The sequence below is a fragment of the Mycobacterium sp. BMJ-28 genome (assembly GCF_054404835.1).
This window is the reverse complement of the sequence record NZ_CM136783.1, coordinates 4,348,173-4,362,893: the sequence shown is the minus strand read 5'-3', so window position 1 is coordinate 4,362,893 and position 14,721 is coordinate 4,348,173. Positions and strand designations below refer to the sequence as shown.

Here is a 14,721-nt window from a genome sequence, read left to right as displayed (position 1 = left end):
CTTTCACCTGCCCGTGTAGTCGGGATCGCGACGTTCCCGGAACGCCGCGAGTCCCTCCTTGAAATCCGCGGTGCGGCAGGACAGTTCGAGACTGGATAGTTCGTGGTTCAGGGATTGGGCCAAGGTGGCGTGCTGGCCGTGAGCGATGGCCGCTTTGGCCAGCCCGATCGCCACGGTGGGTCCAGCGGCCAGCCGCCGTACCAGGGTGTCGGTGGCGGCATCGAGCTCACCGGACGGGACGGCGGCATGGATCAGCCCCCAGTCGCAGGCGTCGGTGCCGCTGACCTTCTCGCCGAGCAGCAGCATGCGCTTGGCGCGGGCGACGCCGGCCAGCCGGGGGAGTAGCCAGGTGGCGCCGGAGTCGGGGCTGAACCCGCGTTCGATGAAAGGTTCCCAGAAGGTGGCGGCGGTGTCGGCGATGGTGAAGTCCGCGGCCAGCGCCAGATTGGCCCCCAACCCGACGGCCCAGCCGCGCACGGTGCACACCACCGGCAGCTGGATGGTGGCGATGAGTTCGACGAGGCGGTTGGCGGTGTGCGGCACGCGGCGGACCAGATCGCCGGTGCGCGGGCGGCGGCCCTCGTTGGTGGCGACCCAGTCGGCGCCGGCGCAGAAGTCGGTGCCGGCCCCGGTCAGCGCGATCGCCCGCAGCGAATCGTCGTACGCGGCGGCACCGAGAATGCCAACCAGATCATCGATCATGCTGTGGCTCAGCGAATTACGTCGATCCGGACGGTCCAGCGTGATGCGCAGGACCGCCTCGTCGCGGGACGTGGTGATCACCTGGGATCCGGCCTCTCCAAATGCATACAGTTGACCATACAGTAGGTGATGCGGTTACTATCTTGTATAAGTTAGCAAGGAAACCCCGCCGGGGGAACAGGAGAAATCGGGTGCCGCGGATACGCCAGCCCAGGGTCGCCGAGATCGTGGCGTCCAAGCTGCGCGACGACATCCTGTCCGGTCGGCTGCGCGAGGGCGACATCCTGCCGACCCAGGAGGGCCTGTTCCAGCAATTCGGCGTCGGACCACCCGCGCTTCGTGAGGCCATCCATCTACTGGAGACCGACGGACTCATCAAGGTACGGCGCGGCAACGTCGGTGGTGCGGTGGTGCAGATGCCCTCTGCCGAACGGACCGCGCACATGATCGGCATGGTGTTGCAGACCCGCGCGGCCACACCTGCCGATGTCAGCGGCGCGCTGTTGCATCTCGAGCCGATCTGCGCCGGGATGTGCGCGGCGCGCACCGACCGGGCGACCGAGGTGGTGCCGTACTTGCGGGCCGAAATCGATACCCAGACCGCGCAATTCGATGATTCCGCCAGGTACGTGCCGAACGCTCGCCGGTTCCACGAGGTGCTGGTGGCGCGGTGCGGTAACGAGCCGATGATCCTGCTGATCGGATCGCTGGAGCTGATCTGGTCCTCGCACGAATCGCGGGTGTGGGGCGACGACATGAATCACGAGACCATGCGGGCGGCGCTGCGAGGTCATCAGCGCCTGCTCGACGCCATCGCCGACGGCAACGTGGCCCGGGCCACCAAGGTCGCCGCCGACCACCTCACCGCGGCGCGGCGGTCCACGCTCGCCGCGAGAGCCGACAAAACGATTGAAGCGAGGCTGATTTCGCATGACTGACGACCGGGTGCTGTTCGAGGTGGACGCCGATCACCGCATCGCCACCATCACTTTCAACAACCCCACCCAACGCAACTCCTATGACGCCGCGATGCGAGACGAGATCGCCCGGTATCTGGACATCGTGGCCGAGGATGACGACCTCACCGTGGTGCTGCTGCGCGGCGCCGAGGGGGTTTTCAGCACCGGCGCGGATATGAACAACGCGTACGGCTGGTATGGGCACAAGGAGGGTGAGATCGACGCGCCGACCAAGAAGTCCCGTCCCAGCCAGCGTCGCCGGCTCACCGTCGATCGCAAGTCGTTCGACTTCTATCACAACTTCCTCGGCTTCCCGAAGGTCACGGTCGGCGAGATCAGCGGCTACGCCCTCGGCGGTGGTTTCGAGATGGCGCTGATGACCGATATCTCCGTCATCGCCCGCGACACCAAGATCGGGATGCCCGCCACCCGCTTCCTGGGTCCCGCGCTGGGTAGCCTGCACATGTTTTTCCACCGGCTGGGCCCGGTGCTGGCGCGCCGCATGCTGCTCACCGGCGACATCGTCGAAGCCGGCACCCTCGAGCACCTCGGGATCTTCACCGACACCTGCGATGCCGGCAAGGTCGCGGCCAGGGCGCGGTACTGGGCGCAGAAGGCCGCCAAGATGCCGGCCGATGGCGTCGTCATCGCCAAAGAGGCGTTCCGGTGGGTCGAGCAGAGCCAGGCGTATGCGGGCGAAGAGGTCGCCAGCTACATGTTCCATGCCTACGGCACCAACCTGCAGTTCTCGCCGGGGGAGTTCAACTTCGTCAAGACCCGTGCCCAGCACGGGACCAAGGAGGCGTTCCGGCTGCGTGACGAGCATTTCCACGTGCCGGAACCGCAGTAGCCAACCTCACAACGAGGCATCTACAGTAGGTGCTACGTTTACATAATCACTGGATATCGTAAAGGCGGAAAAATGCCCTCACCCGTTATCGTCGGTGCCGCTCGCACCGCCATCGGCCGGTCCTTCAAAGGGACGCTGGTCAACACGCCCCCGGAGGCGCTGCTCGGCGCCGTCCTGCCCGAAGTGGTTCGGCGCGCAGGCATCGATCCGGCGGTCATCGACGACATCATCATCGCCGAGTCGCATTACGGCGGCGGTGACCTGGCGCGGTACGTCGCACTGGTGTCGGGCTTCGAGAATGCGCCCGGCCAGGCGGTGAACCGGCACTGCGCGGGCAGCCTGACCGCGATCGGCAACGCGGCGGCCCAGATCGGCTCCGGGATGGAGCGTTCACTGATCGCCGGCGGCGTGCAGTCGCTGTCGATGACGCCGCTGATGAGCCAGCGCATTCCCGGCCCGGAGCTGAAGTTCGAGGAGCGCTGGCTGCCGCCCATCCACCCCGAAGCCCCGGACGCACCCTCCCGCGACATGTCCATCACCGTGGGGTGGAACACCGCGCAGGCCTACGGCTTGACCCGCGAGGACCTGGACGCCTGGGCGGCGCGCTCCCATCAGCGTGCGGTCGCGGCGCAGGATGCCGGCAAATTCCTCGACGAGATCGTGCCGCTGAAGGTGACCCAGCTCGACGGATCGGTCATCGAGTTCAGTGTCGACGAGCATCCGCGCCGGGACACCACCGTGGAGAAGCTCGCCGGCCTCAAGGTCCTGCACCCGGAGATCGAAGGATTCTCCATCACCGCGGGCAACAGCAGTGGCACCAATGATGCTGCCGCTGCTGTCGCGTTGGTCGCCGACGACTACGCGGCCGCGGAGAACCTCAATGTGCTCGCCACGGTGCGGGCCTGGGGCTCGGTCGGCGTGCCCGCCAAGGACACCGGACTGGGCGGCGTCAAGGTGATCGGCAAGGTCCTCGACCGTGCCGGCCTCAAACCCTCCGACGTGACGCTGTGGGAGATCAATGAGGCGTTCGCCTCGGTACCCGTGGCGGCGGTGCGCGAATACGGCCTCGACGAGGAACTGGTGAACTTCTCCGGTAGCGGCTGCAGCCTCGGCCACCCCATCGCGGCATCCGGCGCCCGGATGGTCACGACCCTGATCTACGAACTGCAGCGCCGTGGCGGTGGCATCGGCGTGGCCGCGATGTGCGCGGGCGGCGGTCAGGGCGGGGCAGTCGTCATCGAGGTGTAGTGCCCTGCGCCGAACGTGGGCTCGTGTGCGGTGCCGCACAAGGGTTCACGTTCGGCGTTTGGCCTTCGGCGGGCTGATCTTGGTGGCGGCGTGATCGAGGATGCAGGTCAGACCGTATTCGAAGTTGCCCTCATCCGAGGCGCCGAAACTATGGCCCGCGCCGGTGACCTGGGCCAGCAACGGTGCCACCTCGGGATCGATGATCAGCGTCTGGTCGAAGGCGCCCGGTCCGTCCTCATCGGTCTGCCGGTTCTTCTCGGCCAGCCGCTGCAGGACCACGGATCCGCGGACATGCAGGGTCACCGCGGAGTAGGTGTCGAACGCCTCTTCCGCGCTGAGGCCTGCCTCGACCAATCCGGAGATCGCCTTCTCCATCTCCAGCACGCCCAGCTTGGCCGCACGCGGGCTGAGGGCGGCCCTGATCAGGATCAGGTCACACAGAATCGGGTTGCCCACGAACGTCTTTCGCATGGTGCGCGCATGATTGCGCAGCGTCTCGCGCCAGTCCTTGGCTTCCACATACGGCGTCGCGAAGACGTATTCGCTCAGCGCCCGGTCGGTCATCGCGTTGAGCAGGTCGTCCTTCTTGCGGAAGTACCAGTAGATGCTGGTCACGCCGACACCGAGATGCTTGCCCAGCAACGGCATGCTCAGATTGTCGATTCCGACCTGCTCGGCGAGTTCGAAGGCACCCTTGATGATGTCGTCCGGATTGATGGAACCGCGCTCCCGTCGTTGCCGCTTTTCGGCCACCGGTTGCTTTGCCACCGCAGACACCTCCATCCCTTTCCAGCCACAGCGTGTGGTGGGAGACCGATAAGCTTACCGGTAGGCATACCGTGGTGCGGGTTCCGCGCACTTCCGGCCCAGTTACCGTAATGGCTATAGTACGTTTTTCCGGTACCACTCAACGGCGATGGAGCGAGGGACGAGCGTGGCGGACGAGATCATCACCGAACGACAGGGGCGCACCCTGGTCATCACCATCAACCGGCCCGAGGCGCGCAACGCCTTCAATCTGCCGGTGGCCCAAGGCCTGGCGGCGGCGATGGACGAGCTCGACGACAGTGCCGACCTGTCGGTGGCCATCCTCACCGGTGCTGGTGGAAACTTCAGTGCCGGAATGGATCTCAAGGCGTTCGCCGCCGGTGAGCTGCCGTATGTGCCCGGCCGCGGGATCGGTTTCACCGAGCAGCCGCCGCGCAAACCGGTGATTGCCGCGGTCGAGGGCTACGCCCTGGCCGGCGGCACGGAGATGGTGCTGGCCACCGATCTGGTGGTGGCATCGCGCACCGCGAAGTTCGGCATCCCCGAGGTCAAGCGGGGCCTGGTTGCCGCCGGCGGCGGCCTGCTGCGCCTGCCGCACCGCATCCCGTACCAGAAGGCCCTCGAACTCGCCCTGACCGGGGAGACCTTCACCGCTGAGGAAGCCGCCGGATGGGGTTTCGTGAACAAGCTGACCGAGCCCGGTGAAGCGCTTGCCGGTGCGCTCGAACTCGCGGAGAAGATCACCGCCAATGGCCCGCTCGCGGTCGCGGTCACCAAGGAGATCATCGTCAAGTCGGCCGAGTGGAGCCGTAGGGAGATGTGGCAGAAGCAAAACGAACTGATCACCCCGGTGTTCACCTCCAAGGACGCCATCGAGGGTGCTACGGCCTTCGCCGAGAAGCGGGCCCCGAACTGGACCGGAACCTGAGCTTCCGGCGATGGACCTGGGACTCGACGGCGCGACCGCCGTGGTCGTCGGCGGCGGCCGCGGAATGGGTTTGGCCACCGCCCGGTGTCTGGCCGAAGACGGCGCCAGAATCGCCGTCGTCGGCCGGTCCCAGGAGGTCCTCGACGCCGCCGCGGCGGACCTGACCCGACGGGGCAGCCCGGATGCGTTCGGGATCGCCGCCGACACCGGCGATGACGAGCAGGTGCGGCGGGTGTTCGCCGTGGTCGGAGAACGCTGGGGCGAGCGGCTCAATGTCCTGATCAACACCGTGGGCCCCAGCGCCGCAGGCGATTTCGAGCAGCTCGGTGACGAGCAGTGGCAGGCCGCATTCGACGACGGCGTGCTGGGCATGGTGCGCTGCGTGCGGGCCGCGCTGCCACTGCTGCGTAATGCCGAGTGGGCCAGAGTGGTGAACTTCTCCGCGCACTCGACGCAACGGCAGAGCACCCGGCTGCCGGCGTACACCGCGGCCAAGGCGGCGGTGAACAGCGTGTCGAAGAACCTGTCGCTGCTGCTGGCCAAGGACGAGATCATGGTCAATGTGGTTTCCCCTGGCAGCATTTCGTCGGAGGCGTTGCTCGGCTGGGCCGACTCGGTGGGTGTCGACGGTGATGATCCCTACGCCCTGATGTCGGCCATCGGCGAGCATTTCGGCCATCCGGCGCACTTGCCGCGGGCGGGCCTGCCCGAGGAGATCGGTCCGGTGGCAGCCTTTCTGGCCTCCAAGCGCAATTCCTACATGACCGGCGCGAACATCAATGTCGACGGCGGCAGCGACTACATCTGACCGCAATTGCCGACGCGGTGCGAACCGGCTGCGGCAGGCGGTTTTCCGCTGGTAGCAGGCACTGTCGGAGCTTGCGGAATGTACTACCGAAAGGTATACAGTATCTATGGCCACCGAGACGTCACCCGCCCGTGCGGTGCTGTACGAGGTCACCGATGCCGGCGTGGCCGTGATCACCTTGAACCGGCCCGAACGGCTCAACTCGTGGGGTTCGGACATCTCCGCCGGGGTGTACGCGAATTTCGACCGCGCCGAGGCCGATCCGGACGTTCGGGTGGTCGTGTTGACCGGCACCGGCCGGGGTTTCTGCGCCGGCGCGTACATGGGCGACATGCAGGATCTGGGCGCATCGATCGACGGCGACACCGATGTCAGCAAGATCGTCGGCGAACGGCACCCGCACTTTCTCACCACCCTGCGCAAGCCCGTCGTGGCCGCCATCAACGGCGCCTGCGTCGGGATCGGACTCACGCACGCCTTGATGTGCGACGTGCGCTTCGCGGCGGCGGGTGCCAAGTTCGCCACCGCGTTCCCGCGGCGCGGGCTGATCGGGGAGTACGGCATCACCTGGATCCTGCCGCGGTTGGCCGGCTGGGGAGCCGCGGCCGATCTGCTGCTGTCCGGGCGCACCTTCTACGCCGAGGAAGCCCAGATGCTGGGCCTGGTGAAAGAGGTTGTGGCGCCCGAAGATCTGCGCAAGCATGCGCTGGAGTACGCCGAGGACCTGGCCCGTAACTGCTCACCGGCATCCATGGCGGTGATCAAGGCCCAGCTGTACGGCGATGCCACCGGCGAGGTGGTCGACGTCAGCACCCGGGCGGAGGCGTTGATGCACCAATCGATGGTCCGCCCGGACCTCATCGAGGGCATCACCGCCTTCTTCGAGAAACGGCCCCCCAACTTCCCGCCCCTTGCCTGACCGGAAGGAATGACCATGAGCGCCAACGCAGAACGTCTGCCGTACCTGGCCGTGGACGTCGACAACCATTACTACGAGCCGGTCGACGCGTTCACCCGGCACCTGCCCAAGGAGTTCCGCAGCCGCGGCGTGCAGATGGTGCAGGACGGCAAACGCACCCTGGCGGTGATGGGCGGGACGGTCAACCACTTCATCCCCAATCCGACATTCGACCCGATCATCGAGCCGGGCTGTCTGGACCTGTTGTTCCGCGGCGAGATCCCCGACGGAGTCGACCCGGCGTCGCTGATGAAGGTCGACCGGTTGGCCGACCATCCCGAGTACCAGAACCGCGAGGCCCGGCGCAAAGTGCTGGATCGCCAGCGCCTCGAAACCGTGTTCATGCTGCCGACTTTCGCCTGCGGTGTGGAGGAGGGGCTCAAGCACGACATCGAAGCCACCATGGCCTCCGTGCACGCCTTCAACTTGTGGCTGGACGAGGACTGGGGATTCGACCGGCCCGACGGCCGGTTCGTGTCGGCGCCGATCATCTCCTTGGCCGACCCGGTCAAGGCGGTGGAGGAGGTCGAGTTCGTCATCGGCAGGGGCGCCAAGCTGGTGTGTGTGCGCCCGGCCCCGGTGCCCGGGGTGGCCAAGCCGCGGTCATTGGGTGACCCGTCGCACGACCCGGTCTGGGCACGGCTGGCCGAGGCCGGCGTCGCGGTGGTCTTCCATCTCTCCGACTCCGGCTACATGGCGGTCCCGGCACTGTGGGGTGGCAGCGGCGTGTTCAAGGGATTCGGAAAGCGCGATCCGCTGGACATGGTGATCATGGATGACCGGGCGATCCACGACACGATGGCCTCGATGATCGTGCACCAGGTCTTCACCCGGCATCCCACACTGAAAGTGGCCAGCATCGAGAACGGTTCCTACTTCGTCTACCGGCTGATCAAGCGGCTCAAGAAGGCGGCCAACAACGCGCCGTATCACTTCAAAGAGGACCCGGTGGAGCAGCTGCGCAGAAACGTCTGGATCGCACCGTATTACGAGGACGACGTCAAATTGCTGGCCGCCACCATCGGCGTCGACAAGATCCTGTTCGGCTCGGACTGGCCGCACGGGGAAGGGCTGGCCGACCCGACCACCTTCACCGCCGATATCCCGCAGTTCCCCGAGTTCAGCCCGGAAGATACCCGAAAGGTGATGCGCGACAACGCCTTGGAGCTTCTGGGTGACCCGGCGCGCACCGCGCCCGGTGTCGGCAAGCTGGTTTCGGCGTAGTCGCCGCGATGACCGAGTGGACCATCGGCGCCGTCCTCGACGCCATTGCCGATGCGGTGCCCGATCGGGAGATGACGGTGTGCGGCGCCCGCCGCACCACTTTCGCCCAGGGTGCGGACCGGACCCGCCGACTGGCGAACTTCCTGGCCCGCAACGGGCTCGGGGCACACACCGAACGATCAGCGCTCCAGCGCTGGGAGTGCGGCCAGGACCGGGTTGCCCTGTTGATGCACAACGATCTTTATCCCGAGATGGTCATCGGCTGCCTCAAGGCCCGCACCGTGCCGGTCAACGTCAACTACCACTACTCGCCGGCCGAGGTCGCCGACCTGTTGGCCTACCTGCAACCGCGGGTGGTGATCTATCACCGTTCACTGGGGGCCACGTTCGCCTCGGTGCTGCACGCCGATCTGCTCATCTCGGTCGACGACGGCGAGGGCGAGGAACTGCCCGGCGCGGTCCGACTCGAAGAGGCGCTGGCCGAGGGTGATTCGGGCCACGTGCCGGCGCCGTCCCCTGATGACCTGTTGATGATCTGCACCGGCGGCACCACCGGGCGTCCCAAGGGTGTGCTGTGGCGGCAAGGCGATATCTACGTGTCCTCGATGAACGGCGCCGACCATGACACCGCCGCGGAGATCCACGCCAAGGTGAGCCACGCCGGGCCGCCCTGGTTCGCCGTGTCGCCGCTGATGCATGCGGCGGGATTGTGGACCGCGTTCTCGGGTCTGTTGTCCGGCCAGACGGTGATCCTGCATGACACCAAGGCGACGTTCGATCCGCGCATCGTGCTGGAGACCGCCGAACGCGAGAAGGCCGGCCTGATGACCATGGTCGGCGACGCGTACGCCGCACCGCTGGTGGAGGAACTGGATCGACGGTCCTATGACCTGTCCTCGATGTTCGCCATCGGCACCGGTGGCGCGGCCACCAATCCGAAACACCAGCGCGCGCTGCTGGCACACATACCCCAGATCACCATCATCAACGGATTCGGTTCGTCGGAGACCGGCAACATGGGTTTCGGGCACACCCAACGGGAGACCCGCACCGCCGACACCTTCCAGTTGCGGACCGGGGGATTGGTGGTCGCCGAGGATTACTCCCGGTTCCTGGCACCGGGCGAGTCCGAAGTGGGCTGGGTGGCCCGCAACGGCCGAATCCCGCTTGGCTACTTCAACGATGCCGACGCCACCGCAAGGACCTTCCCGGACATCGACGGTGAGCGGGTGGTGATCTCCGGTGACCGCGCGGCACTGGAGCCCGACGGATCGCTTCGGCTCTACGGCCGGGACTCCCTGGTGATCAACACCGGGGGCGAGAAGGTCTTCGTCGAAGAGGTCGAGGAGGTGCTGCGAGCGGCGCCGCAGGTCACCGATGCGCTCGTGGTGGGCCGGCCCAGCGAACGCTGGGGTGAAGAGATCGTCGCCATCGTGGTGCTGGGGCGAGCGGAGCGACCGGGGGAAACTCTGCGCACCGAGGTGTCCGCGGACAGTCTGCGCGAACACTGCGCGACACGGTTGGCGCGGTTCAAGATTCCCAAGGACGTGCTGGTCGTCGAGCAGATACGACGGCTCGGCAACGGCAAGGCCGATTACCGATGGGCCAAGGATGTCGCGGCGGGAGAGGTTCGGGTATGACGCGTGTGATCGACTGTCTGGCCAACGTGCATTTCGGCGAGACCGCGAATCAGCCCACCTTCATGAAGAAGGTGCGCGACGACTATTTCAAGGGCCCGGCGTCGATGTATGACCCGATAGACCTGGCCGAACTACTCGACGAGATGGACGCCCACGGGGTCGAGCGCGCCATCCTGATGGACTCATTGGTCACCCCGTCGGTGACGGCGCGCAAGTTCGCCGACGCACACCCGGACCGGTTCGCACTCGCGATGGGCGGGGTGAACCTGCTGCGGCCCATTCCATCGCTGCGCGAACTGGCCGCGGTCACCGGTGATCTTCCCGTCGCGTATGCCGTTGTGGGGCCCAGCTTCTGGGGCGACGGGCAGTACCCGCCCAGCGACGCCGTCTATTATCCGCTCTACACCAAGTGCGCTGAACTGGAGCTGCCCCTGTGTGTGAACACCGGTATCCCCGGGCCGCCGATACCCGGTGAGGTGCAGAACCCCATTCATCTGGACCGGGTGTGCGTGCGGTTCCCCGAACTCAAGCTGTGCATGATCCACGGTGCCGACCCGTGGTGGGACATCGCGATCCGGATGCTGATCAAATACCGCAACCTTCGGCTGATGACGTCGGCGTGGTCGCCGAAACGTCTGCCCGACAGCCTCTTGCACTACATGCGCACCCGCGGCAAAGACAAGATCATCTTCGCATCCGACTTCCCGGTGCTGCGGATGCAGCGGGTGGTGCCGGAGGCGCTGGCGCTGGATCTGCCCGCCGACGTGCTGGACAACTACCTGTACAACAACGCCGCAGAGTTCTTCTTCGGCCAAAGCCGAGAGGAGAACTGATGGACCGGTTCGAACTGCGCAGGCTCGACTACAGCCTGACCGAGGACCACGTCGATCTGCAAACCGCCTATCGGCAGTTTTTCAAGACCCACTGCGATATCGAGACGGTGCGTGCCGCAGAGCCGACCGGCTTCGACAAGAGTCTGTGGGAACGGTTGTGCGCCATGGGCGCCACCACGATGGGGCTGCCCGAATCCGTCGGCGGTGACGGCGCCACCCTGGTGGACCTGACCCTGGTTGCCGAGGAGATCGGACGGGCACTGGCACCGGTACCGTGGATCGACCATGTGGTGGCAGCCCGGTTGCTCGCGCGGTTGGGCGTGCTGGACTCGCAGGACGTGGTGCACGGCACGCACCTGGTGGCTCTGGACCCGCAGCAGGTCGCGCCGGCCGGCGCCAGGCTGGTTCCGGCGGGTTCCCTCGCCGATCGGGTGATCGTCCGTGACGGTGCCGATATCGTGGCGCTGAGTTTCGCCGGTCGCCCTGCGCGGGTGGACAACATCGGCAAGCTGCCGATGGCCTGGGTGGACCCGGCCGCCGCCGACAGCAGGGTGGTGCTGGCCACCGACGCGGAGGCAGAATACCAACGCGCCCTTGATGAATGGCGGCTGCTGACCGCCTCGGCGCTGGTGGGTCTGGTCGAGGAGACGATGACCATCGCCGCCGAGTTCGCCAAGACCCGCTACACCCTGGGCGTGCCGATCGGTACGCTGCAAGGCATTTCGCATCCGCTGGCCAACATCGCCATCACCGTGCAGAGCGGGCGCGGGCTGGCGCGCCGCGCCGCCTGGTTCCTGGACAACGAGCCCGCCGAACGGCCCGAACTGGCGCCGTCGGCATTCGTGTTCATGGCCGAGGAGGCCGCAAAGGCTGCCACCATGGCGGTTCATGTGCAGGGCGGACTCGGTGTGTCGGCCGAAGCCGCGGCGACCGCATACCTGGTGCGAGCACGCGGCTGGGCCTTGGCCGGCGGCGATCCGGCCGCCACCGCGGTGCGCATCGCGGCGCTGGTCACCGCTCGCGAGAGCAGGAAGGGATAACCATGGATTTCTCACGGGTCGAACTGTCGGCCGAGGATGAAGCGTTCCGCACCGAGGTGCGTGAGTTCCTCGCCGAGGTGGTCACCGAGGACGTCATCCGGCGTGACCGCGAAACCGGCGACAACTTCGACGAGGGCGTACACCTGGCGTTGGCGACGGCCGGTTACCTGGAAAAGGAATGGAAGACCGAGGCCGACGGCGGTTTCACCCGGGTGCGCAGGCGGATCTGGGAGTTGGAGAAGCGCCGCGCCGAAGTGCCGTGGGTGACCTGGGGGACCACCTCCATGGTGGCCCGGTCGGTGGCGAAGTTCGCCTCACCCGAGATCCGTGACGACGTGCTGCGCGGCGTGTTCGACGGCACGGTGCGATTGTGCCTAGGGTACACCGAACCCGAGGGCGGCTCCGATGTGGCGACCTGCAAGACCCGGGCGGTGCGGGATTCGGATGGGTCGACATGGATTGTCAACGGCTCCAAGATGTTCACCACCGGAGCACACAACTGCAAGTACGTCTTCCTGATCACCAACACCGATCCGGAGGCGCCGAAACACAAGAGCCTCACCATGTTTCTGGTGCCGCTGGATCTGCCCGGGATCGAGATCCAGGGCATCCGCACCATCGACGGTGACCGCACCAACATCGTGTACTACTCGGACGTCCGCGTCGACGACAAGTACCGGATGGGTGAGGTCAACGGCGGCTGGACGGTGGTGCGCGAACCGCTGGACGCCGAACACGGCGCCGTCGCCGCAGCCGACGACGGGCTGGCCGACGTGGCGATCATGATGCACCAGGCCGGGTTCATGGTCGAGGCGGCCGACAATGTGGCGGCGCTGGTGGGTGCGCGGGGTGAGGATGACGGTTCGGTCGGATATCGGCTGGGTCGCAGCATCGCCCGGATCGAGGCGTCGGTGTCCGCGTCGAGCATCTTCGGCCGGGTCGCGCTGGCGCAGACCATGCGTGATGTCGCACCGGATTTGATGGATATCGCCGGACCGGCGGCGGCACTGCCGATCGGCACCGACGGCGGATTCGACGACCGCAGCGAGTACGTGTACCGGTTCGCGCCGCTGGTGGGTATCTACGGCGGGACACTGGAGGTGTTCCGCAACATGATCGCCCAGCATGTGCTCGGGCTGGGCAAGCCCAGCTATGCGCGGCCGAAGGCGTCGTGATGCGGGCGGGTCAACCCGGCTCGTCGCTGGGCTGCTGATCGGCGGCGCGACGTTGTTGTTCGGCTCGTTCGCGGCATTGCCTTCGGAATTCCGCTTCGGCCTGCGGATCGTCGTGGTCGGGTCGAACAGGTGTGTCGAGCACGCGCGGTAGCCGAGCCGGACGGCCGGCGATGAACCAGGCGATCGAGCCGGCCAGCGGCACCAGCACCACGAGCAGAATCCACGTCGTGCGCGGCAGCCCGCGGATCCGCTGTTCGTCGGCGCCGGCGATGTCGACGATCGCGCCGACCAGGAGCGCCAGGAAGAGCATGGAGAAGAAGGGCACGCAGCAGATCCTTCGGTCAGACGTCGGAGGTAACACGAACCCGGCGCGGGTACCCGCTGGCCGCGATGTCACCGGCGATATCGGCGAGGCCCATGCTCGGATTCAGCGTACGCACCACCTCTTCGTCGAGTGGTTGCAGGTTGTAGATGTGCGCCACGGCCACCGGGTCTAGGGTGATGTCGAAATTCCAGCGGGCGAAATCGCGGTAGAACGTCGGCGTCGGGTCCAGCAGCAGGTCGAGGAACTCGTGCGCGCCTTCGGGATCGAGGAGCCCGCCAAGCCCGGCGATGTTCACCGGACTGGTCTGCCAGGCCGCGTCGCCGAACCCGCGCCACAGCAGGTAGGTGGCCGCGAGGACGCCGTCCACGGCGAACGCGGGCTGGGTGAGGAGCCCGCGGAAAGCGGCGGGCACCGCGTCGGCCAGTCCGGGCCAGGGTCGCGGCGGGTCGGTCCGCCATGGCGTCATCGGTGACTCATGGTCGAATCCGCGGATGAGGGCGCCGGCGACGGTGAACACGATGGCGCAGTCGTCGCCTGCGCCGTTGCGCAATTGCGCGCAGCTGGCTCCGCCGGCCCAGTTCCGGATGTAGCGGTGGTGGCGGTGGTCCCAGGTGTGGGGGCAGACGATCGCATCCAGCATCGCCACGGCTTGGCAGCGTCGTCGCAGTGTCGCGATATCCGGCAGTCGAGCGGCGATATGTCGGGACGTCACGAAACTCCTCCGGGACATGGTCGCCCGTCCGCGTCGGCGCGTGACGCTGCATCACGCTGGTCACGACCATGGCATATAGTCGACTGGCGTGTCAAACACTAAATTGGGGCGCCGCGGCGGGCCCCGAATCCGTCAGACGAAGTCGGCGACGAAGGTCCGCTTGATCCGGCCCCATCCCGCAACCTCGTCGCGGTCGATGATGCGGGGATTGGTGAAGGCTTGGGTCTTCCCGCGGTGCAGCAATGTGCCACCGCCGGCCGCCAGCAGGTTGCGCACCCAGTCGGACTCCTCGCCGTACCCGATCGGCACCATCAACGAGCGGTCGCGAATCGTGACGGCGACCGGCGTGCGGTATTCGGCACCAGACTTGCGGCCGCGGTGGACGAGCACCGCCCACCGCGGTACGTGGGGTGCCAACAACCCGATCATCCGGTTGGTGACACGTTGGTTGAACGTGGCCATCACTCGCATCAGTCGGGTATCGCTCATCGTTGCCTCCCTCACGCGCCGCGCCGGCGGGGATCGGTCCGCGCTAGTTAACCAATCGCCAA

Annotated in this window: 16 protein-coding genes; 11 read left to right on the top strand and 5 right to left on the bottom strand. The window is 66.7% G+C overall.

Annotated features, from left to right (window positions below):
• Window positions 1-3: 3 nt before the first annotated feature.
• Window positions 4-783 (bottom strand): enoyl-CoA hydratase/isomerase family protein, encoded by a 780-nt coding sequence (locus ACXPWS_RS21715; RefSeq protein WP_458708631.1) that lies wholly within the window; start codon window positions 781-783, stop codon window positions 4-6.
• 110 nt (window positions 784-893) lie between these two features.
• Here ACXPWS_RS21715 and ACXPWS_RS21710 point away from each other — a divergent pair, with 110 nt between their 5' ends.
• From ACXPWS_RS21710 to ACXPWS_RS21700, 3 genes are all read left to right on the top strand, one after another.
• Window positions 894-1,640 carry a FadR/GntR family transcriptional regulator gene (locus ACXPWS_RS21710; protein WP_458708630.1) on the top strand — a complete coding sequence of 249 codons (747 nt, stop codon included), beginning with the start codon at window positions 894-896 and terminating at the stop codon, window positions 1,638-1,640.
• Window positions 1,633-2,511 carry an enoyl-CoA hydratase/isomerase family protein gene (locus ACXPWS_RS21705; RefSeq protein ID WP_458708629.1) on the top strand — a complete coding sequence of 293 codons (879 nt, stop codon included), beginning with the start codon at window positions 1,633-1,635 and terminating at the stop codon, window positions 2,509-2,511. Before ACXPWS_RS21710 ends, ACXPWS_RS21705 begins: the two co-directional genes overlap by 8 nt.
• Before the next feature lie 72 nt (window positions 2,512-2,583).
• Window positions 2,584-3,759, top strand: a complete 1,176-nt coding sequence (locus tag ACXPWS_RS21700) for a thiolase family protein (protein WP_458708628.1) — start codon at window positions 2,584-2,586, stop codon at window positions 3,757-3,759.
• A gap of 45 nt (window positions 3,760-3,804) precedes the next feature.
• Here the strand turns inward: ACXPWS_RS21700 and ACXPWS_RS21695 are convergent, their stop codons facing one another.
• Window positions 3,805-4,542 carry a TetR/AcrR family transcriptional regulator gene (locus ACXPWS_RS21695; RefSeq protein WP_458708627.1) on the bottom strand — a complete coding sequence of 246 codons (738 nt, stop codon included), beginning with the start codon at window positions 4,540-4,542 and terminating at the stop codon, window positions 3,805-3,807.
• Between the two features lie 133 nt (window positions 4,543-4,675).
• Between ACXPWS_RS21695 and ACXPWS_RS21690 the strand changes: the two genes are divergently transcribed.
• The 8 genes from ACXPWS_RS21690 (at window position 4,676) to ACXPWS_RS21655 (ending at window position 13,133) form a co-directional block, all read left to right on the top strand.
• On the top strand, window positions 4,676-5,455 hold the full coding sequence (locus ACXPWS_RS21690; protein ID WP_458708626.1) for a crotonase/enoyl-CoA hydratase family protein: 780 nt from the start codon (window positions 4,676-4,678) through the stop codon (window positions 5,453-5,455).
• 10 nt (window positions 5,456-5,465) lie between these two features.
• A complete protein-coding gene (locus tag ACXPWS_RS21685; protein WP_458708625.1) occupies window positions 5,466-6,263 on the top strand; it encodes an SDR family NAD(P)-dependent oxidoreductase in 798 nt (265 codons plus the stop codon).
• Between the two features lie 106 nt (window positions 6,264-6,369).
• The gene (locus tag ACXPWS_RS21680) at window positions 6,370-7,182 is read left to right on the top strand and encodes an enoyl-CoA hydratase (RefSeq protein ID WP_458708624.1); all 813 of its coding nucleotides are present in this window, start codon (window positions 6,370-6,372) and stop codon (window positions 7,180-7,182) included.
• 15 nt (window positions 7,183-7,197) lie between these two features.
• The gene (locus ACXPWS_RS21675; protein WP_458708623.1) at window positions 7,198-8,445 is read left to right on the top strand and encodes an amidohydrolase family protein; all 1,248 of its coding nucleotides are present in this window, start codon (window positions 7,198-7,200) and stop codon (window positions 8,443-8,445) included.
• Window positions 8,446-8,453: 8 nt separating this feature from the next.
• A complete protein-coding gene (locus ACXPWS_RS21670; RefSeq protein WP_458708622.1) occupies window positions 8,454-10,085 on the top strand; it encodes an acyl-CoA synthetase in 1,632 nt (543 codons plus the stop codon).
• Window positions 10,082-10,918: an amidohydrolase family protein gene (locus ACXPWS_RS21665; RefSeq protein WP_458708621.1), complete on the top strand. Its 837-nt coding sequence runs from the start codon at window positions 10,082-10,084 to the stop codon at window positions 10,916-10,918. The genes ACXPWS_RS21670 and ACXPWS_RS21665 overlap by 4 nt, the downstream gene beginning before the upstream one ends.
• On the top strand, window positions 10,918-11,958 hold the full coding sequence (locus tag ACXPWS_RS21660) for an acyl-CoA dehydrogenase family protein (RefSeq protein ID WP_458708620.1): 1,041 nt from the start codon (window positions 10,918-10,920) through the stop codon (window positions 11,956-11,958). The genes ACXPWS_RS21665 and ACXPWS_RS21660 overlap by 1 nt, the downstream gene beginning before the upstream one ends.
• Window positions 11,959-11,960: 2 nt before the next feature.
• The gene (locus ACXPWS_RS21655) at window positions 11,961-13,133 is read left to right on the top strand and encodes an acyl-CoA dehydrogenase family protein (protein ID WP_458708619.1); all 1,173 of its coding nucleotides are present in this window, start codon (window positions 11,961-11,963) and stop codon (window positions 13,131-13,133) included.
• Between the two features lie 10 nt (window positions 13,134-13,143).
• Here ACXPWS_RS21655 and ACXPWS_RS21650 read toward each other — a convergent pair whose 3' ends face one another.
• From ACXPWS_RS21650 to ACXPWS_RS21640, 3 genes are all read right to left on the bottom strand, one after another.
• Window positions 13,144-13,458, bottom strand: coding sequence for a PLD nuclease N-terminal domain-containing protein (locus ACXPWS_RS21650; RefSeq protein WP_458708618.1), 315 nt, complete (start codon window positions 13,456-13,458; stop codon window positions 13,144-13,146).
• A 16-nt stretch (window positions 13,459-13,474) separates the two neighbouring features.
• On the bottom strand, window positions 13,475-14,170 hold the full coding sequence (locus ACXPWS_RS21645; protein WP_458708617.1) for a hypothetical protein: 696 nt from the start codon (window positions 14,168-14,170) through the stop codon (window positions 13,475-13,477).
• A 132-nt stretch (window positions 14,171-14,302) separates the two neighbouring features.
• The gene (locus tag ACXPWS_RS21640; RefSeq protein WP_458708616.1) at window positions 14,303-14,659 is read right to left on the bottom strand and encodes a nitroreductase family deazaflavin-dependent oxidoreductase; all 357 of its coding nucleotides are present in this window, start codon (window positions 14,657-14,659) and stop codon (window positions 14,303-14,305) included.
• Window positions 14,660-14,721 lie beyond the last annotated feature (62 nt).